This window comes from Dactylosporangium sp. NPDC005572, from assembly GCF_040605515.1.
GTDB lineage: Bacteria > Actinomycetota > Actinomycetes > Mycobacteriales > Micromonosporaceae > Dactylosporangium.
In genome coordinates, this window is the sequence record NZ_JBEXCY010000029.1 from 56962 (window position 1) to 75058 (window position 18097).

20 protein-coding genes and 1 pseudogene are annotated in these 18097 nt (G+C 71.9%); 12 read left to right on the forward strand and 9 right to left on the reverse strand.

Going from position 1 to position 18097, the window contains the following annotated elements; translation table 11 throughout:
- Nucleotides 1-8 precede the first annotated feature (8 nt).
- Complete coding sequence (locus ABZS66_RS17235) at nt 9-713, reverse strand: RNA pseudouridine synthase (RefSeq protein ID WP_354758595.1); 705 nt, start codon at nt 711-713, stop codon at nt 9-11.
- Nucleotides 714-877: 164 nt separating this feature from the next.
- Between ABZS66_RS17235 and ABZS66_RS17240 the strand changes: the two genes are divergently transcribed.
- From ABZS66_RS17240 to ABZS66_RS17255, 4 genes are all read left to right on the forward strand, one after another.
- Nucleotides 878-1852 (forward strand): RNA polymerase subunit sigma-70, encoded by a 975-nt coding sequence (locus tag ABZS66_RS17240; RefSeq protein WP_354758597.1) that lies wholly within the window; start codon nt 878-880, stop codon nt 1850-1852.
- Nucleotides 1849-2376 carry a dihydrofolate reductase family protein gene (locus ABZS66_RS17245; RefSeq protein WP_354758599.1) on the forward strand — a complete coding sequence of 176 codons (528 nt, stop codon included), beginning with the start codon at nt 1849-1851 and terminating at the stop codon, nt 2374-2376. Before ABZS66_RS17240 ends, ABZS66_RS17245 begins: the two co-directional genes overlap by 4 nt.
- Nucleotides 2377-2517: 141 nt before the next feature.
- Nucleotides 2518-3081, forward strand: a complete 564-nt coding sequence (locus tag ABZS66_RS17250; RefSeq protein WP_354758601.1) for a DedA family protein — start codon at nt 2518-2520, stop codon at nt 3079-3081.
- Between the two features lie 35 nt (nt 3082-3116).
- Nucleotides 3117-3311: a CsbD family protein gene (locus ABZS66_RS17255; RefSeq protein WP_354758603.1), complete on the forward strand. Its 195-nt coding sequence runs from the start codon at nt 3117-3119 to the stop codon at nt 3309-3311.
- A gap of 61 nt (nt 3312-3372) precedes the next feature.
- Here the strand turns inward: ABZS66_RS17255 and ABZS66_RS17260 are convergent, their stop codons facing one another.
- The 4 genes from ABZS66_RS17260 to ABZS66_RS17275 all read right to left on the reverse strand — a co-directional run bounded on the left by ABZS66_RS17260 (nt 3373) and on the right by ABZS66_RS17275 (nt 6598).
- On the reverse strand, nt 3373-3801 hold the full coding sequence (locus ABZS66_RS17260) for a hypothetical protein (protein WP_354758605.1): 429 nt from the start codon (nt 3799-3801) through the stop codon (nt 3373-3375).
- Between the two features lie 78 nt (nt 3802-3879).
- Nucleotides 3880-5487 (reverse strand): family 10 glycosylhydrolase, encoded by a 1608-nt coding sequence (locus ABZS66_RS17265; RefSeq protein ID WP_354758607.1) that lies wholly within the window; start codon nt 5485-5487, stop codon nt 3880-3882.
- 202 nt (nt 5488-5689) lie between these two features.
- Nucleotides 5690-6172 (reverse strand): GNAT family N-acetyltransferase, encoded by a 483-nt coding sequence (locus ABZS66_RS17270; RefSeq protein WP_354758609.1) that lies wholly within the window; start codon nt 6170-6172, stop codon nt 5690-5692.
- A gap of 171 nt (nt 6173-6343) precedes the next feature.
- Nucleotides 6344-6598, reverse strand: coding sequence for a hypothetical protein (locus tag ABZS66_RS17275; RefSeq protein ID WP_354758611.1), 255 nt, complete (start codon nt 6596-6598; stop codon nt 6344-6346).
- A 422-nt stretch (nt 6599-7020) separates the two neighbouring features.
- Between ABZS66_RS17275 and ABZS66_RS17280 the strand changes: the two are divergent.
- The 5 genes and pseudogenes from ABZS66_RS17280 to ABZS66_RS17300 all read left to right on the forward strand — a co-directional run.
- Nucleotides 7021-7206 (forward strand): annotated as a pseudogene (locus ABZS66_RS17280) (helix-turn-helix transcriptional regulator); the annotation flags it as partial.
- A gap of 42 nt (nt 7207-7248) precedes the next feature.
- Nucleotides 7249-8100 (forward strand): XRE family transcriptional regulator, encoded by an 852-nt coding sequence (locus tag ABZS66_RS17285; protein WP_354758647.1) that lies wholly within the window; start codon nt 7249-7251, stop codon nt 8098-8100.
- Nucleotides 8097-9203 (forward strand): hypothetical protein, encoded by a 1107-nt coding sequence (locus ABZS66_RS17290; protein ID WP_354758613.1) that lies wholly within the window; start codon nt 8097-8099, stop codon nt 9201-9203. The genes ABZS66_RS17285 and ABZS66_RS17290 overlap by 4 nt, the downstream gene beginning before the upstream one ends.
- 69 nt (nt 9204-9272) lie before the next feature.
- The gene (locus ABZS66_RS17295; RefSeq protein WP_354758615.1) at nt 9273-10742 is read left to right on the forward strand and encodes a glutamate--cysteine ligase; all 1470 of its coding nucleotides are present in this window, start codon (nt 9273-9275) and stop codon (nt 10740-10742) included.
- Nucleotides 10736-11437, forward strand: coding sequence for an enoyl-CoA hydratase-related protein (locus ABZS66_RS17300; protein WP_354758617.1), 702 nt, complete (start codon nt 10736-10738; stop codon nt 11435-11437). Before ABZS66_RS17295 ends, ABZS66_RS17300 begins: the two co-directional genes overlap by 7 nt.
- Before the next feature lie 4 nt (nt 11438-11441).
- Here the strand turns inward: ABZS66_RS17300 and ABZS66_RS17305 are convergent, their stop codons facing one another.
- Together ABZS66_RS17305 and ABZS66_RS17310 are read right to left on the reverse strand one after the other, a co-directional pair.
- Complete coding sequence (locus ABZS66_RS17305; protein WP_354758619.1) at nt 11442-12689, reverse strand: glycosyltransferase; 1248 nt, start codon at nt 12687-12689, stop codon at nt 11442-11444.
- Between the two features lie 71 nt (nt 12690-12760).
- Nucleotides 12761-13243, reverse strand: a complete 483-nt coding sequence (locus ABZS66_RS17310; protein ID WP_354758621.1) for a helix-turn-helix domain-containing protein — start codon at nt 13241-13243, stop codon at nt 12761-12763.
- Between the two features lie 65 nt (nt 13244-13308).
- On the opposite strand from ABZS66_RS17310, the gene ABZS66_RS17315 reads away from it, so the two are divergent.
- The 3 genes from ABZS66_RS17315 to ABZS66_RS17325 all read left to right on the forward strand — a co-directional run bounded on the left by ABZS66_RS17315 (nt 13309) and on the right by ABZS66_RS17325 (nt 16695).
- On the forward strand, nt 13309-13815 hold the full coding sequence (locus ABZS66_RS17315) for a PaaI family thioesterase (protein ID WP_354758623.1): 507 nt from the start codon (nt 13309-13311) through the stop codon (nt 13813-13815).
- 65 nt (nt 13816-13880) lie between these two features.
- A complete protein-coding gene (locus ABZS66_RS17320) occupies nt 13881-15833 on the forward strand; it encodes a glycosyltransferase family 39 protein (RefSeq protein ID WP_354758625.1) in 1953 nt (650 codons plus the stop codon).
- 160 nt (nt 15834-15993) lie between these two features.
- A complete protein-coding gene (locus ABZS66_RS17325) occupies nt 15994-16695 on the forward strand; it encodes an NRDE family protein (RefSeq protein ID WP_354758627.1) in 702 nt (233 codons plus the stop codon).
- On the opposite strand, the gene ABZS66_RS17330 is transcribed toward ABZS66_RS17325, so the two are convergent.
- Together ABZS66_RS17330 and ABZS66_RS17335 are read right to left on the reverse strand one after the other, a co-directional pair.
- The gene (locus tag ABZS66_RS17330; RefSeq protein ID WP_354758629.1) at nt 16654-17433 is read right to left on the reverse strand and encodes an SDR family NAD(P)-dependent oxidoreductase; all 780 of its coding nucleotides are present in this window, start codon (nt 17431-17433) and stop codon (nt 16654-16656) included. The genes ABZS66_RS17325 and ABZS66_RS17330 overlap by 42 nt on opposite strands.
- Entirely contained in the window at nt 17430-18062 is a 633-nt protein-coding gene (locus ABZS66_RS17335; protein WP_354758631.1) for a DUF998 domain-containing protein, read from the reverse strand. Before ABZS66_RS17335 ends, ABZS66_RS17330 begins: the two co-directional genes overlap by 4 nt.
- Nucleotides 18063-18097 lie beyond the last annotated feature (35 nt).

The following is an 18097-nucleotide window of genomic DNA, read 5'->3' on the forward strand; positions in this document are numbered from 1 at the left end:
ACATCAGGCTAGTTACCGGAGGCGATCGGCGCCAGGAACGACTCCGAGGGTGGCGCCTCGACCGACACCCGCCGGCCGCCCAGGTCGAAGGCCAGACGCCACGAGTGCAGGTACGTCCGGCCGGTCGCGTGCTTGTCGAACAGCGGGTCGCCCACGATCGGGTGGCCGATCCAGGCCAGGTGTACCCGGATCTGGTGGCGCCGCCCGGTCAATGGATATGCTTCGATCAGCGCCGTCGCGGCCGTCTGCGAACGGACCTCGAACGTGGTCACCGACGGGTACGTCGGCACGTGCTCGAACACCTCGCCGGCCGGCACGGTCCAGGTGCCGGCGGTAAGGTCGGCGACGATGCTCTCGCGGGGCGCGGCGATACGAACGCGGTTCTTCCGGCCGACGCTGAGCGGCAGGTCGATCCGGCCCGCGGGCGGCAGCCCACCCGGGCGGGTGATCGCGAGGTACGCCTTGTCGACCGTCCGTTTGTTGAACTGCCGGGTGAGCCCCCCGTGTACCGCGAGATCCTTCGCGAACAGCACGACGCCGGAGGTGACCTTGTCGATGCGGTGCACGGGGAAGAGCTGCTCGCCCGCCTCCTCGGCCATCCGCACCAGGTCGGACTCGTGGCGCTCACCCATCACCGACACGCCGACCGGCTTGTCCAGCACCAGGATCGAGTCGTCCTCGAGGATCACGTGCTTGCGAAACTCCGCCCACATGGCCTTAACATCCCACGCCCCCGAACGGCGATCACGGCGAGGGGCGCGGAGAGCAGCGTCGGAGCGAGCGCAAGGCGCGAGAAAGCCCGGCGCCGCGGCGGTGGTACGCCCCTGGGGGAGAGTGAGGCACGAGGAGCCAGGCGCGAGAGGGCAGGTCACGAGGCGTGAGGAGGGCTGCGGTGCAGGGCGCGGAGTTGGAGGAGCACCGGCGGGAGCTGGAGGTGCACTGCTACCGCATGCTCGGCTCGTGGCACGAGGCCGAGGACCTGGTGCAGGAGACCTTCCTCAAGGCGTGGCGCGGCCGCGACGCCTTCGACGGGCGGGCGTCCGTGCGGACCTGGCTCTACAAGATCGCCACCAACGCGTGCCTCGACGCGCGTAAGAGCGGGCAGCGGCGCATCCTGCCCGTCGACCTCGGGCCGCCCGCGGACCCGTCGGTCAGCCTCCCGCCGCGGACCGACGTCGCCTGGGTGGAGCCCGTGCCCGACCGGCTGCTCGACGAGTCGCCCGAGGCCGCGGTCGTCGCAAAGGAGACCATCGAGCTCGCGTTCGTCGCGACGCTGCAGCACCTGCCGCCGCGGCAGCGGGCCGTGCTCATCGTGCGCGACGTGCTCGGCTGGCCCGCCGACCAGACCGCCGAGCTGCTCGACATCAGCGTGCCCGCGGCCAACAGCGCCCTCCAGCGGGCCCGGGCGACCATGCGCGAGCGGGGCAGCGCGCCGCGGCCGGCCAGTCCGGACGTGCGGGAGGTGGCCCGGCGGTTCGCCGAGGCGTACCAGCGGGCCGACGTGGACGGGATGGCGAGGCTCCTGGCCGACCACGCGCGCATCACGATGCCGCCGCTGCCCATGTGGTACCACGGGAAGGAGGCGATCGTCGGCGCGCTCCGGCAGAGCCTGCCCTTCCTCGGAGAGCTGCGCACCGGCCTAACCGGCGCAAACCGGCAGCCGGCGGTGTACTCGCTGGTCAGACAGGACGGCGAGTGGAGACCCTTCGCGATCTCCGTGCTGACCGTCGAGGCGGGCCTGATCGTCGCGGCCACCGCCTTCCATGATCCGGACGTGTTCGCCTTCTTCCAGAAGACGGACTTCGGGCGGGCCGATGATTTCGGCGGTACCGAATCGTCAACCCCGCCATGACGACACAACGAGTGCTGTGGCACGTGACGATGTCCCTCGACGGCTTCATCGCCGGCCCCGAGCACGAGATGGACTGGATGCCCCACGACGACGCCGAGAACCCGGTCGTGCCCGCCGTCATCGCCTCGGTCGGCGCCGTCCTGTGCGGGCGCAGCACCTGGGACCTGGCCGAGGGACCGCGCGACCGGGACGGAGGGGGCGCGGTGTACGGCGGCCGGTTCGACGGCCCGGTCTTCGTGATGACCCGCCGGCCCGAGCCCGCCGGCCCCTTCCTCAGCGGCGACCTCAAGACGGCGGTCGGCACCGCGCTGGCCGCGGCCGGCGGGCGTGACCTGCTGATCCTCGGGGCCGGGCTGGCCCGCACCTGCGTCGCGGCGGGGCTGGTCGACCGGCTTGTCGTGCACGTCGCGCCGATCCTGCTCGGCGAGGGCATCCGGCTGTACGAGGCCGTCGACCGCGCCCCGCTGCGGCTCGTCGCGCAGAGCCGGGCCGGGCAGTACGTCAACCTGGAGTACACCTTCTGAGATGCGGCTCGCTGCGCGGACCGCGGCCCGCGAGGGGTTCGTGCGCGCCCTACTGGGGAACCCGCGGTAGGGAAAACACCACCGGCAATCGGCACGCTGGCCCGGCTGCGGGTGGCACCGCCGGCGGGCAGGGTTGTCCGCATGGAATGGGCGTACCTGCTGATCTTCGCGCTGCTGGTGGTCGACTGCCTGCTGCCCGTCGTGCCGGCCGAGACCAGCCTCATCGCGGGCGGGGCGCTCGCCGCCGACGGCCGCCTCGAGCTGCCGATCGTGCTGGCCGCGGCGATGACGGCGGTCGCGGTCGGCGACGTGCTCACGCACGAGGCGGCCCGGCGCGGCGGCCACCGCCTGCTCGACCGCTGGGTGCGCCGCGAGCACCGGGGCCGGATCACCCGGCTGCTCGAGCGGCGGGGCGGCGCGCTGGTCGCCGGCGGTCGGTTCGTGCCGCTCGGGCGTACCGCGGTCGCGCTGGCCACCGGCTACGCGCGGTTCCCGCGGCAGCGGTTCGTGCCGGCGCTGCTGATCGGCGCCACGCTGTGGAGCTGCTACATGGTCGGCCTCGGCTACCTCGGCGGGCACTTCTTCACCCACCCGGTGGTGGCCGCGTTGCTGGGGGTGGCGCTGTCGTTCGCCGTGACCGGTGTGACCACCCTGGCCCACCGCGCCCGTTTGCGCCGCCGCCGGGGCGGGCAAGGTTATGTGTAGCAAGGCAAAGACCCGAAACGTGGGAAGGATCAGCGATGAGCTTCACGGACAAGGTCGAGCACAAGGCTGAAGAGCTCAAGGGTGCCGCCAAGGAGAAGTACGGCGACGCCACGCACAACGAGCGTCTGGAGGCCGAGGGCGCTGCCGAGCGCGCCGCCGCGCAGGCCAAGCAGGCCGGCGACCACGTGAAGGACGCCGGGCGCAACCTGAAGGACGCCATCGACCGCTGACCCGTGGTGACGGAAGGAGGGGCCGCCCCGGGCCAAGCGGGGCGGCCCCTCCTCGCATGCTCTAGTCGGCCGCGCCGATCAGCGTGCAGGCCAGGATGATCACGCCGACGATGATGTCGTTGGCGGTCGCGCCCGACCAGCCGTACTGCAGGACCAGGGGCGCCACCAGCAGCCACCCGGCCAGCCCGCCGATCACCCAGACGAACGGCGCCGTCGGGTGCAGCAGCCGGATCGTGGTGATGATCGCGATCGTGATGCCGACGACGGCGTCGCTCCAGAAGACGTCGTAGCGGCCCGCGCCGAGGTACCCGATGGGCACCGCGGAGACGACCAGCCACACCGCCGCCAGCAGGACCATGCTGTGGAAGGGGACCGCCGAGGCGGGCTGCCCGCGCCGGGCGTCGCGCCGGTCCTCGTGCCTGACGTCGTCGAGCGTCACGCGGACGTGCGCGGGCGTGGTGAAGTCCTGGTCCGAGATGAAGCTGGTCATGCGGCGAAGCATCGACAAGCGGCGGATGAGCGAGGCTCACCCGGCCGGGGTTTTTCCGGACGACACGGCCGACGACGGCTAGGCCGCCGTCGCTCCGCTCTCGTTCCACGAGCGGTCGAGTGCGGTCACGCAGTACCGGCCGGCCGGGCCGGTCCACTCCCCGTCACCGCCGCGCTTCGTGGCGACCAGGCCGGCCCGGCTCCCGTCGACCCGGTAGACAGCGACCGAGGCCCCCTTGCTCTTCCAGCTCAGCTTCACCTTGTCGCCGTTCTTCTCGGCGCGGACGGACGGCGCCCCGGGAACGTGCTCGGGCAGCCAGTCCATGACCGGCGGCAGCGCCGGCGTGCCGTAGAACCGGGCGGCGTACCGCGACACCGAGCCGAGCGAGTCGCTGCGCATGCTCTTGGCGCTGAAGTGGACGCTGCCGGTCACCTGCGGATACGTCCGGTTCAGGGCCAGCTGGCGGTCGAGCTCCGCCGGGTCCGACCAGACGCCCGACTGGCCCACCCGATAGTCGGCCTGCCCGATGTACAGCTGAACCCTCGTGTCCTTGACGACGTTCACCCACCATGGCAGCAGCTTCGCGTAGTCGGCGACGTCGAAGCCGATGTTCCAGTAGAGCTGCGGCACGATGTAGTCCAGCCACTGCCGCTGCACCCACAGGCGGGTGTCGGCGTAGATCTCGTCGTAACTCTGCAGCCCGCGCGTCGGGGAGCCCTGCGGGTCGGTGGTCGCGTTGCGCCAGATGCCGAACGGGCTGATCCCGAACTTCACCCACGGCTTCAGCTTGCGGATGCGGCCGCTCATCTCCTCGACAAGCTTGTTCACGTTGTCGCGGCGCCAGTCGGCCCTGGACTTCCCGCCGCCGTACTGCTGGTACGCCGCCTGGTCCGGATAGTCCTGCTTGCCGACGGGGTACTGGTAGAAGAAGTCGTCGAAGTGCACGCCGTCGACGTCGTACTTCTCGACCGCCTCCAGCATCGAGTCCTCGACGAACTTGCGCGCCTCGGGGATGCCCGGGTTGAAGTGCAGCCGGCTGCCGGTGGTCCCCTTCGCCGGGTATACGATCGCCCACTCCGGGTGCTGGCGCAGCGGGTGGTCCGGCGCGAGCGCCTCGATGTCCGGCCCGGCGCCCTTCGGCCCCGGCTGGCTGCCCCGGTACGGGTTGAACCAGGCGTGGAACTCCAGGTTCCGCGCGTGCGTCTCGTCGATCATCCACTGCATGAGGTCGAAGCCGGGGGCCTTCCCGCGGACCCCGGTGATCCACTCCGACCAGGGCGCGTACTTCGACGGCCAGAGCGCGTCGCCGCTGGGTCGCACGTGCACGAACACCGCGTTGAGGTTGCGCTGCTGGGCCAGGTCGAGCCACCCCCGGTACTCGGCCTTGATCTGCTCGTCGGGCAGCCCGGGCGTGCTGGGCCAGTCGATGTTCTCGACCGTGGTGATCCAGATGCCCCGCAGCTCCCGCGGCGCCGCGAGCGGCTTCCCGTCACACCTGGCGTCCCCGCGCGGCTCACCCCTGGCCGCCCGGTCCGCGAGCCGCGCGTCCTCGGTCCCGCTGCCGGCGGCCGGTGCGCTGCTGCTGACCCATACCGCGCGCAGGGCACCGACCCCGGCCACGATGGCCAGCACGATCCCGATCACGATCGGCAGCACCGGCGGGCGGCGGGGCAGGCGGTGACGCACGCGCCCAGTCTGCCCGCGCGGGCCACCCGGAAGGCAAGCGATCCCCCAACTTAGGGACGAACGGCCCATGTCGCGCGCCCGAATTCCTCCTGATTCGCGGTGATTCGTCACAGGTCGGGGGTGAGGTCGCCAGCCGTCGGTGATCCTGGAGATCGCGGCGGCGACCGCGAGGACCTCCAGGACCCCGCGGTGCGCCGGCTCCTCACGGTGTGAGCCGCAGGTCCTTCACCAGGATCCGGCAGCGCTCGGGCTCGCGGACCTCGCTGCCGTCCCGGAAGACCACGTAGTAGGTGTCCAGCAGCCCGTGCTCCCACTCCTGGAAGCCCAACCGGCGGTAGAGCCGCTCGGCGGCCTCGTTGTCGAGCGCGATGCCGAGCGCGAGCTGCTCGCGGTCGTGCTCCCGGGCGACGCGCTCGGCCTCCTGGACGAGCTTGGTGCCGATGGACTGGTTGCGCCACTGCTCCAGCACCCGGAGGCGGTTGAGCAGCGGTACACCAGGCAGATGTTTCTGCAGGTCATCCTCTTCGGCGTCCTCCAGCCACACGTAGACACAGCCGACGGGGTCGCCGTCCAGCCATGCCACCAGGAGGACGCCTTTGTCCTCGGATTGTCGCGCCAGCCGCTCGGTGAGGAAGGCAGCCTCACCGAGCCTGGCGGCCACGAACGCGAGCTCCTGCTCGCGCACGGGGCGGACCTTCAGTTGATCTGACGACACTGAGCAATATTGCCCTCTCCGGTCCAGCGTGGTCGATGCGTGCGCCCGGGCGGGACGGTGTGGACCACCCTCCCGCCCGAGCCCCGCATCGCCGGCCCGTCCCCTCCACCGGTCCGGCGTGCGGTGTCATTGGGGCGCCGGTCAGGCGCCGGTTGCGGAGACGAACGCCCACACGGCGATCAGGCCCAGCACGCCGACGAGGAGCAGCGCCGTCATGGCCAGGTTCGCCATGACCTTGACCATGCCCATGACGTCGGCGAACGTCCTGGCCAGCACGCGCAGGGAGCGGCGCAGCAGCAGTGCCACGACCACCACGATGACGATGGTGATGACGGTCGGTGAGGCGAGGACGGGGTTTCCGGCGGCGTCCGCCGCCGTTAGTGTTGAAGACAGCATTGGTCCGGTCCCTTGCAGCGGTCGGGATCATTGCCGCAGTGCTTCGAGGTCGCATCTCGGGGCACTGCTCGTTTTTTCAGGGTTCAGCGCAGCGTGAATCGGCCCGTGCCCGGTCAATTCCGCGGGCGACAGTCGATGGCTTTTGTGGTGGCTTCTTGCTACACTCACCTCCGTCTTCAGGTAACGTCAGGCAGTGGCTGAAACTGCCGACCAGTGGCGATCGAGCCTTCGGTACAGTCAGGTTAGGCTTCAGTAGTTGCTGAAGCAACGCATCGAAGCCCTGCACTTTACGATCGTTCAGTTCTCACGAACACCGCCCTGACCAGGAATCCGTCGCTGGCGAACCGCTTCGGCACCGGATCGCTGTCGTCAGCATTGTTCAGTCAGCTCCTGAAGTCGTCCTCGCACCGAAGGAATTCACCGTGTCGTCCCCGGAGGAATCGAAAGCCCTTTTGGCGCACCGGCTGAAGTCGCTGCGCATCGACGGAGCGCTGACCCAGAGTCAATTGGCGAAAGCGCTCGGTGTGAGCCCGCCGCTCATCTCGTCATGGGAGGCGCCCGCCAAGCCCGACGTCCCGCCGATCAATCGCATCAACGCCTACGCGCGCTTGTTCTGCACGGTTCGTTCGGGGTCGAATGGTCGGGTGCGGATGCTTGACGAGAACGAGCTCGACGCCGACGAGCGCGCGCGCCGGCGGGAGCTGGAGGAGGAACTGCTCGCGCTGCGCGACGCCGCCAACGGCAACCACGCCGCCGCCCAGTCGGCCGGGCCCGTGTCGGAGGAGCTGCGCCGGCTGCACAGCGGCCCGCTGTACTTCGCCGACGGCCGGCCGGTGACCATCGTGTGCGCGCGGCTGCCCCGCGACATGCGCGAGGGCATGCCCTACACCGACCCCCGCGAGCCCGACTACACCGAGGCGTACACGCTCGCCGACCTCGACACCCTGCTCGAGCTGCAGGGGCACATCCGCGCGGCCAACCCGCTGAGCAAGGTGGCGATCCGGGCCGACGACGCCCTCGTGGCCGACGACCTCACCACGCACCTCGTCCTGCTCGGCGGCGTCGACTGGAACTTCCTGACCCGCAACCTGCTCGACAAGCTGGACGTGCCGGTGGCCCAGGTCACCCGCATCGGCGACGAGACCGGCGCCGCCTTCGAGGTGCAGGAGGGCGGCGAGACGCTCACGCTGGCGCCGCGGCTCGTCGGCACCGAGCTCGTCGAGGACGTCGCCCACTTCTACCGGGCCGCCAACCCATACAACCGGCTGCGCACCGTCACGATCTTCAACGGCATGTTCGGCCGCGGGACCTACGGCGCCGTCAGGTCGTTGACCGATGAGAGGTTCAGAGACCGCAACGGTGGGTACCTTGCCACCCGGTTCGCAGGCCGCGATACCTTCAGCATCCTCACGTCGGTGCAGATCGTCAGAGGGGAAGTCTTGACGCCAGACTGGACGGTCCCCGAGACCCGGCTGCACGAATGGCCAGGGCCGGGGGAGTGACCGGCCGACACCACGGGTCGCACACGCGGCTGCTCAGCACCGTCCAGAGCCGGTCGACCCGACCGGCCGGGGTCAACGCCGTCATCGTGCCGACGGCCCGCCCCTACTCGTACCTGCGCGACGCCGCGAAGCTGGCCAAGGAGCTCAACAGCCAGCTCGTCGTGCTGTGCAGCGGGTGGGCCGACGCGGTGCGCTCCTGCGACCTCGCGAACGAGTTCGGGGTGCGGGCCGTGGCCGTCGACGTCGCCGGGCCCGAGGCGTCCCGCCTGCCCGACTTCCGCACCTCGGCGCTGCTGCGGGACGTCGAGCGGGGCATGTTCGACCGCAAGACCGACACCAGCCTGAAGCGGAACCTCGGCCTCGCCCTGGCCCGGATGGTCGGCTGGCGCTTCGTGCTGTTCCTCGACGACGACATCCGGGTCGAGAACGCCCGGGACATCCAGGACGCCGCGGCGCTCGCCGAGACGCACACCGCGGTCGGCCTGATCAACTACGGCTTCCCGGACAACTCGGTGGTCTGCCACGCCTACCGCAAGGTCGGCGGCCCCCAGAGCACGTTCATCGGCGGCGGCGCCCTCGTCGTGCAGGTGCGCGCGGCCCGCTCGTTCTTCCCGAGCATCTACAACGAGGACTGGTTCTTCCTGCTCAACGGCCGCCGGCTCGACCCGGTGGCGATGGTGGGCAAGGTCGACCAGAAGGAGTTCGACCCGTTCCGCAACGCCGACCGGGCCCGCGGCGAGGAGCTCGGCGACACGCTCGCCGAGGGCGTCTACGCGCTGCTCGACGACGACCGGGACATCGAGGCGGCCGACATCGCCTACTGGAAGACGTACCTGCAGCTGCGCCGCGACTTCATCCAGCACGTGCTCGACAACGTCCCCCGGGCCGCGGTCACGAGCGAGCGCGAGCGCGAGCGGATGGTCGTGGCGCTCAAGGGCGCGCTCGGCCGCAGCCTGCGGATCAGCCCCGAGCTGTGCGTCGAGTACCTCCACGCCTGGGCCGAGGACCGCCGCGCCTGGCAGCGGTACGTGGGGCGGCTGCCGCACAAGCCGACCGCCGAGGCCGCGCTGCGCCATCTGGGGCTGCACCCGCACGTCAACTGAGACGGTTGGAGTAAAAACTCCCGCGGCGTGGTATGCCATGTGGACGGCACCGTGTGGAGGTGGCATCCCATGGGCAAGGACGTCGAGACCCGCGTGTTCAGTCGCGAGGACCGCATGCGGTACCGGGACAAGGTGCGCCAATGTCTCGATGCCTTCGCGCGGATGCTCGCCGAGTCCACGTTCGAGGACGGCCGCGGCATGAGCGGCCTGGAGATCGAGCTCAACCTCGTCGACGAGGACTACGACCCCGCGCTGCGCAACCAGCGGGTGCTCGACGCCCTGGCCGACCCGGCGTTCGTGACCGAGCTGGGGCAGTTCAACATCGAGATCAACGTGCCGCCGCAGCAGCTCCGCGAGGACGGCCTGGCCAGGTTCGAGGCGCAGGTGCGGGAGAGCCTCAACGCCGCCGAGGAGCACGCCGCCGCTGTCGACACCCGGCTGGCGATGATCGGGATCCTGCCGACGCTGCGCCGCGACCTGCTCACGCCCGACGTGCTGAGCGCCAACCCGCGGTACGCGCTGCTGAATGAACAGATCTTCACGGCCCGGGGCGAGGACCTGCTCATCGCCATCGACGGCGTCGAGCGACTGCACGTGCGGTGCGACTCCATCGCGCCCGAGGCGGCCTGCACCTCGGTCCAGTTCCATCTCCAGGTCCCGCCGCAGCAGTTCGCCGCGCACTGGAACGCGGCCCAGGCGGTCGCCGCCGCGCAGGTCGCGCTCGGCGCCAACGCGCCCTTCCTGTTCGGTCAGGAGCTGTGGCGGGAGACCCGGATCCCGCTGTTCGAGCAGGCCACCGACACCCGGGCCGAGGAGCTGAAGTCGCAGGGGGTCCGGCCCCGGGTCTGGTTCGGCGAGCGCTGGGTCACCAGCATCTTCGACCTGTTCGAGGAGAACGTGCGGTACTTCCCCGCCCTGCTGCCGATCTGCGAGGACGAGGACCCGATCGCCGCCCTCGACGCCGGCGAGGTGCCGCACCTGGGCGAGCTGCGGCTGCACAACGGCACCGTCTACCGCTGGAACCGGCCGATCTACGACGTCGTCGACGGGCGGCCGCACGTGCGCGTCGAGAACCGGGTCCTGCCGGCCGGGCCGACCGTCGTCGACAGCATGGCCAACGCCGCCTTCTACTTCGGGCTCGTCCACCGCCTCGCCGAGCAGGACCGGCCGGTCTGGACCCAGATGTCGTTCGGCGTCGCCGAGGAGAATTTCCACACCGCCGCCCGGCACGGCATCGACGCCACCCTGTTCTGGCCCGGCCTCGGCTCAGTGCCGGTGACCGAGCTGGTGCTGCGCCGCCTGCTGCCGCTCGCCTACGAGGGGCTCGACGGCTGGGGCGTCGCGCCGGCGCACCGCGACCGACTGCTCGGCATCATCGAGCAGCGCTGCCTGGCCCACCGCAACGGCGCCTCCTGGCAGGTCGAGACCGTGCACGCGATCGAGGGCGCGGGGCCGGTGGGGCGGGACGACACGATGCGCAAGCTGCTCCAGGAGTACCTTCCGAGGATGCACTCGAACGTCCCCGTCCACGAATGGTGAGCCTGGTCGTCCGGCACGACGGTCCGGTGGCCACGATCGTGATCACCAACCCGGCCAAGCGCAACGCGATGACCGCCGACATGTGGCGGGCCCTGCCGCCGCTGCTCGACGGCCTGCGCGACGACCCCGCGGTCAAGGTCGTGGTGCTCACCGGGGCGGGCGGCACGTTCTGCGCCGGCGCCGACATCACCGAGGCCGCGCCGCTCGCCCGCGACGGCGACGACAGCCTGGCCGTGCGGGCCGAGCGCGCCCTCGCCGACTTCCCGAAGCCGACGATCGCCCGCATCGAGGGCTTCTGCGTGGGCGGCGGCTGCCAGCTCGCGGTCGCCTGCGACCTGCGGTTCGCGACCGAGGACAGCCGGTTCGGGGTGACGCCGGCCAAGCTCGGCATCGTCTACCCGCCCTCGACGACCCGGCGACTGGCCGCGCTCGTCGGGCCGGCCCGGGCGAAGCTGCTGCTCTACACCGCGGAGCTGATCGACGCGCCGACCGCCCTGGCGTTCGGCCTGATCGACGGCATCGGGAACGCCGACCGGGTGGCGGCGACCATCGCGCAGCGCTCGCAGCTCACCGTCCACGCCGCGAAGGCGGTCCTGGCCGGGCGCGACGCCCCGGAGCAGGACGAGAAGGAGCTGGCCGAGGGCATCGCCGCGTTCGGCGAGCGACGGGCACCAGACTTCGGCTGGATGGCATGACGACCTAGGTTCCGCTTTCACCGCTGTTGACGCTCTCGTACTGGCGGAACACCCACACTCGCATCAGCACGAATCGCAGGACGGTCGCGGCGAGATTGGCCGCCACCAGTACCGCCAGCTCCAGCACATGCTCGTGCGCGGGCGCGACGGCGTTCAGCGCGGCCAGCGACCCGGAGGTCACGGCGAGCCCGAGCAGGAAGAGCAGCAGCCCCTGCACCTGGTGCTTCACCGCCTGGTCGGTACCGCGGACGGCGAACGTGAGCCGCCGGTTGAGCGCGGTGTTGCCGATCGCGGTAGCGAGCAGCGCCACGAAGTTGGCCGCCTGCGCGCCGACCGCGGGCCTGATGAGGGCGAAGAGCAGCAGGTAGGCGATCGTGGACGCGACCCCGACGGCGGCGAACCGCACCAGCTGCCGCGGCATGCCGGCCGGCACCCCCGCGGCGACGAGCGGCTCCCGCCCGAACCTGCTGCGCAGGGCCTGCAGCGGCAGCGTCCCGTTGAGCAGCCCGCGCCCGAGCCGGGCGATGCCCTTCAGGTCGGCGACCGCGGTCGCCACGATGTCGACCCGGCTGTCGGGGTCGTCGATCCAGTCGACCGGCACCTCGTGGATGCGCAGGCCGGCCCGCTGGGCGAGCACGAGCACCTCGGTGTCGAAGAACCAGCCGGTATCCTCGACGAGCGGCAGCAGCTGCTCGGCGACGTCCTTGCGGATGGCCTTGAACCCGCACTGCGCGTCGGAGAACCCGACCCGCAGGGCGCCGCGCAGCAGCAGGTTGTAGCTGCGCGAGATGAACTGCCGCTTGGGCCCGCGCACGACCCGCGAGCTGCGCGCAAGCCGGGTACCGATGGACACGTCGGAGTGCCCCGACAGCAGCGGCGCCACGAGCGGCAGCAGCGCGTTGAGATCGGTGCTGAGATCGACGTCCATGTACGCGAGTACGGGCGCGTCCGACTCCGTCCAGGCCCGCTTGAGCGCCCGCCCCCGCCCCTTCTCGGTGAGGTGCAGGACCTCGACCCCGGGGAGCATCCGTTTGAGCTCGGCGGCGACCTGGAGCGTCCCGTCCGTGCTGGCGTTGTCGGCCACGGTGATCCGAAAGGGGTACGGGAAGGTCTCCGTCAGGTGCGCGTGCAGCCGCCGGACGCAGGGCCCGAGATCGCGCTCCTCGTTGTAGACGGGGACGACGACGTCAAGGACGGCGGCGGTCCGGCTCGCCCCGATAGCCACCGGCCGCGCGAGGGTCTCTGTGCTCATGGCGTCCAAGGTCGGCGGGCGACCTTCCGGCACCTTGTGCCGAACCTGTGCCCACCCTGTGAACGCCTGCTTCAGGCGGCCGGGGTGCGCTTCCGGGCGCCCGGGCCGGGCTGGGGGAGGACGTCGCGGGGCGGCAGGTCCGTGTGGCCCTGCTCACACGACAGCGTGGCGTGGACCGTCGCGCCGCAGTCGCGGTGGACCGTCTGCAGCGGCGGGCCGCCCGGGTCCGCCAAGTAGCGGTCGCCCCACTCGCGCACCGCCACGAGCAGGGGATAGAGGTCGAAGCCCTTCTCCGTCAGGCGGTACTCGTCGCGGGCCCGCGAGCCCGGCTCCCGGTACGGCACCTTGCGCAGCACGCCGTTGTCGACGAGCAGGTTGAGGCGGTTCGTCAGGACCTGGCGGGGGATGCCCGTGCGCTCGCGCATGTCGTCGAAGCGGAAGACGCCGTTGAAGACCTCGCGCAGCACCACGACCGTCCAGCGTTCGCCGAGGATGGCCATCGCGCGGCCGATCGTGCAGTTGTCGACCGACCATTCGAGTGCTGCAGGTCTCATTTTTCCAGGCTATCCCGTGGCTGGGTCTGGTTGACAGATCCAGCGCCAGCCTAGACCCTGCGTCTATGACGCAGACTCAGGGCGAGGTTCGCAGCCGTACCTTCGAGTGGTCCGACCCGATGCTCAACGCGGCCGAGCTGGGGCGGCGCAGCGGGCTCGAGCTGCTGCAGGCCATGGGGCGCGGCGAGCTGCCCGCGCCACCCATCATGCACCTGCTCGGCTCCGGCCGGCTGGAGGCCGAGCACGGGCGGGTGGTCGTCACGCTGGAGCCGCAGGAGTTCCACTACAACCCCCTCGGCAGCGTCCACGGCGGCGTCCTGGCCACCCTGCTGGACACCGCCGCGGCCTGCGCGGTCCACTCGACCCTCCCGGCCGGCGTGGGGTACACCTCCCTCGACCTCACGACCAAGTTCCTGCGGCCGGCGGCCATCGCGTCCGGGCTGCTCACCTGCGAGGGGACCGTGATCTCGAAGGGGCGCCGCACCGCGCTGGCCCAGTCGCAGATCACCGACGCCCGCGGCGCGCTCGTGGCTCACGCCACGTCGACCTGCATGCTCTTCGACCTGCAGTAGCGTTCCCAGCCGGAGCACAGCTTGCCCGCAAGGTCCGGACAGGGTCGGCCCGCACCGTAGGCACCATGACGACCACGCTGACCCCTCCGGCCGCGGTGCCCGTCCAGCACCCGCCCGCCGGCAAGCCTGCCGACCCGGTCTGGGTCCGCCCGGCGCTCGCGCTCCTGCTGCTCGCGACCGGCGTCCTGTACCTCTGGAACCTCTCCGCGTCCGGCTGGGGCAACGCGTTCTACGCGGCGGCGTCCCAGGCCGGCGGCGAGAGCTGGGAAGCGTGGTTCTTCGGCTCCTCCGACGCGTCGAACTTCATCACCGTCGACAAGACCCCGGCCGCCCTCTGGATCACCGGGCTGGCCGTGCGGATCTTCGGGCTCAGCTCGTGGAGCATCCTGGCCCCGCAGGCGCTCATCGGCGTGGCGACCGTCTGGCTGCTCTACCTGGCCGTCCGCCGCTGGCACGGGCCCGTGGCGGGTCTTCTGGCCGGAGTGGTACTGGCGACGACGCCGATCGCCGCGCTGATGTTCCGCTTCAACAACCCCGACGCGCTGCTGATGCTGCTGCTGGTCGCCGGCGTGTACGGGATGGTGCGGGCACTCGAGCGGGGCAGCACCTGGTGGCTGGTGTTCGCCGCGTCGGCCGTCGGGTTCGGGTTCCTCACCAAGATGCTCCAGGCGCTGCTCGTGGTGCCCGCCTTCGCCCTGGCGTATGTACTGTTCGCACCCACCGGCTGGGGCCGCCGGCTGGTCCAGCTGCTCATCGCGGGCGCCGCGCTGGTCGTGTCGGCCGGCTGGTGGGTCGCGGTCGTCGAGCTGACGCCGGCGTCCTGGCGGCCGTACATCGGCGGCTCGCAGAACAACTCGATCCTCGAGCTGACCCTGGGGTACAACGGATTCGGCCGCCTGACCGGGAACGAGACCGGCAGCGTGGGCGGCGGCCAGGGTGGCGGCTGGGGCGAGACGGGCTGGTCGCGGCTCTTCGACGGCCAGGCCGGCGGGCAGGCCGCGTGGCTGCTCCCGGCGGCGTTGATCTTCCTGGCCGCGGGCCTGGTCTGGTCCACCCGCAAGGCCGCGTACGTCCTCTGGGGCGGCTGGCTGGTCGTCACCACGGTCGTCTTCAGCTACATGCAGGGCATCTTCCACGACTACTACACGGTCGCCCTGGCCCCCGCGATCGGCGCCCTGATCGGCATGGGTACCGCGACGCTGTGGCGCCGCCGGGCCGACCTCTTCGCGCTGCTGACCCTGGCCGGCACGGTCGTCATCACCGCGGTCTGGGCCTTCGTCCTGCTCAACCGCAGCGCCGACTTCCACCCCTGGCTGCGGGTCGCGGTCCTGGTGACGGGCCTGCTCGGCGCGGTCGGCATCATGCTCGGCGAGCAGCTGGGCCGGCGGCTGGGCCTGGTCGCCGCGGCGGCGGCGCTGTTCGCGGTGCTGGGCGGCCCGGTGGCGTACACGCTGAACACGGTCGCCACCCCGCACACCGGCTCGATCGTGACCGCCGGCCCGGCGGTGGCGGGCGGTGGGTTCGGCGGCCGCGGTGGTGGCTTCAACGGCGGCTTCCCCGGCGGCGGCGGTTTCCCGGGCGGCACGAACGGCACCGGCGGCACCAACGGCACGACGGGCGGCGGCATGCGCGGCGGTGGCGGTGGCGGCGGCATGGGCGGGCTGCTCAACGCCACGACCCCCGGCGCGGAGCTCGTCACGCTCCTCAAGACCAATGCCGGCCAGTACACCTGGATCGCCGCCGCGGTCGGCTCGAACAACGCCAGCGGCTACCAGTTGGCGACCGAGGAGCCGGTGATGGCCATCGGCGGCTTCAACGGCAGCGACCCGGCCCCGTCGCTGGCGACCTTCCAGCAGTACGTCAAGGAGGGCAGGATCCACTACTTCATCGGCGGGGCGGGCTTCGGCGGCCAGAGCAACGGCGGCAGCAGCGTGAGCGCCGAGATCGCCGAGTGGGTGGCGGCGAACTACACGGCCCAGACGGTCGGCAACACCACGGTCTACGACCTGACCACCTGACCCGCACCCCCGGGAAAGGGAGAGCCCGCGCTCCTGCCGAGGCCGCGGGCTCTCCGCCGTCCCCGCCCGCCCGCGCTGATCGAAGCCCCGGCCGGCCGACGAGTTCGCGGAATGGCTGACCGCCCGAGTCCCCTCGTTCGGCGGGGCTTAACGTTCCTCCATGTGCACCGTGCTCCTCCGGTTCGACCCCGACAGCCCATGGCCGGTTCTGCTGGCCGCCGTCCGCGACGAGTACCTGGCCCGCCCCTGGGAACCGCCCGCCGAGCACTGGCCCGGCCGCTTCGGCGGCCGTGACAGCACGGGCGGCGGCACCTGGCTCGCCGTCGACCCGCACCGCCCCGGGGTGAACGCGCTGCTCAACGGCTTCCCCCACCTGCCACCGCTGGGCGACCGGCCGACCCGCGGCGCGCTGCCCCTGGGCGCGGTGCCGGCCGACGACGTCCTGCGCACGTTCGACGCGTTCCATCTGCTCCTGGCCGAGCCCGAGGAGGTCGCGCTGATCTCCTGGAACGGCACGTCGGTCGAGCGGCGGCTGCTCGCGCCCGGCGACCACGTGATCGTGAACCAGGGCCTCGACGTCAACGACTTCGCCCCGCTGCGTGCGGCCGGCACCCCCGACCCGAAGCCCGGACTGCCCACCGCCGAGGCGTGGGGCGACTGGGTCGGGCTGCTGTCGGGCGGCGACTTCACCGGCGCCGCGCCCCGCCCGCTGCTCATCCGCAAGGAGATCGACGGCCTGGAGTACGGCTCCGGCTCGGCCGCCCTCGTCGCCATCGGCGAGGCCGGCGTCCGCTACGACTTCACCGCCAACCCCGGCCGGTCAGCACTCTGGCGCGAGATCCCGCTCCCCGACGGCGGCTAGGGACGCCGCCCACAGCCGGCGCGCCCGGTCGGCACTGGTCGACCGGGGTGTCGCGAAGAACGGCTGCCGCATGAAGTAGTACCCGCCCGGGGTCAACGCCCCGGGCGGCGCGGTCGCCAGCCAGACGAGCGTGTCGGCGGCCCGGCGCGGCGCGACGTACAGCGGCTTGCCCAGCATGAACAGCGGGCTGGTGCCGGCGAACCGGCTGCGCACCAGCCCCGGGAAGAACGCCACGGCCAGGATGCCCCGCCCCGTCCACCTCCGCGCGGCCTCGCGCGTGAACAGCAGGTTGGCCTGCTTCGACCCGCCGTACGCCAGCCAGCGGCTCCGCGTCGTGCGCAGCGGATCATCCACGTCCAGCACGCCCCAGGCCTCGGCGAGCGATGCGGTGGTGACGATCCGGGCCTGCGCGGTGAACCGGTCGAGCAGCCGGTGGGCGAGCAGGAACCCGGCGAGGTGGTTGACCCGGATCGCCGTGGACCCGCCGTACAGCCCGCCGGCATTGTTGACCAGCACGTCGACCGGCTCGTCGATCTGGTCGGCGGCCCGGCGGACCGCGTCGAGGTCGGCGAAGTCGGCCCGGATCGCGGCGGCCGCGCCCACGCTGTCCCTGGCCGCCCGCAGCCGCTGCTCGTGGCGCCCGAGCAGGATCACCCGGTCGCCGTGTTCGGCGAGCGCGTGGGCCGCGGCCAGCCCGATCCCGGCGCTGCCCCCGGTGACCACGACGGTCCGCGTCACGGCTTCCGCCGCAGGTGCAGCGCCGCGGTGGCGACGAGCCACGCCGACACGGCGACGAGCGCGGCCCGCTCCATGAGCCCGGTGAACAGCCCCCGCCCGGCGAACACGATCCCGATCGCCGAGAGGATCAGCGGCGGGTAGGCGAGCAGGACGGCGAGCCGCCCGGCGCGCCGCAGCGGCCCGGGGTCCGGCTGGAGCGCGTAGACCAGGATCACCAGCGCGATGAGCAGCAGCGCCCCGATCGCCCCGCCGGCGTGGATGAGATCCCGCACGGTCGGCGTCTCGTACGGCGGCAGCGGACACCCGGGACTGCAGGTGACGACGCCGGCGACCCCGGCCAGCGGCGCGGCGGTGGCGAGCGCGAGCCCGCCGAGCACCCCCCACTGCCCGACGACCGGCAGCCCGGTGGCCCGGGCGGTCCACCACGCGGGCACGCTGAGCAGGGCGATCGACGCGGCGAGCAGGATCATGCCGGCCCGGTACAGCCCGGCGTGCGGCGCACCGGTGACCCCGGACTCGCTGACGTAGCGGAACGGCTCGGACCCGGCGACGGAGATCGCCAGCCCACTCGCCCCGGCGGCCGCCAGCACGGCCGACCCGCCGGCCAGCCACCGCCGATACGCCTCCACCGCTCAAGCCTAATGACACCCTCGGACGTGTCGAG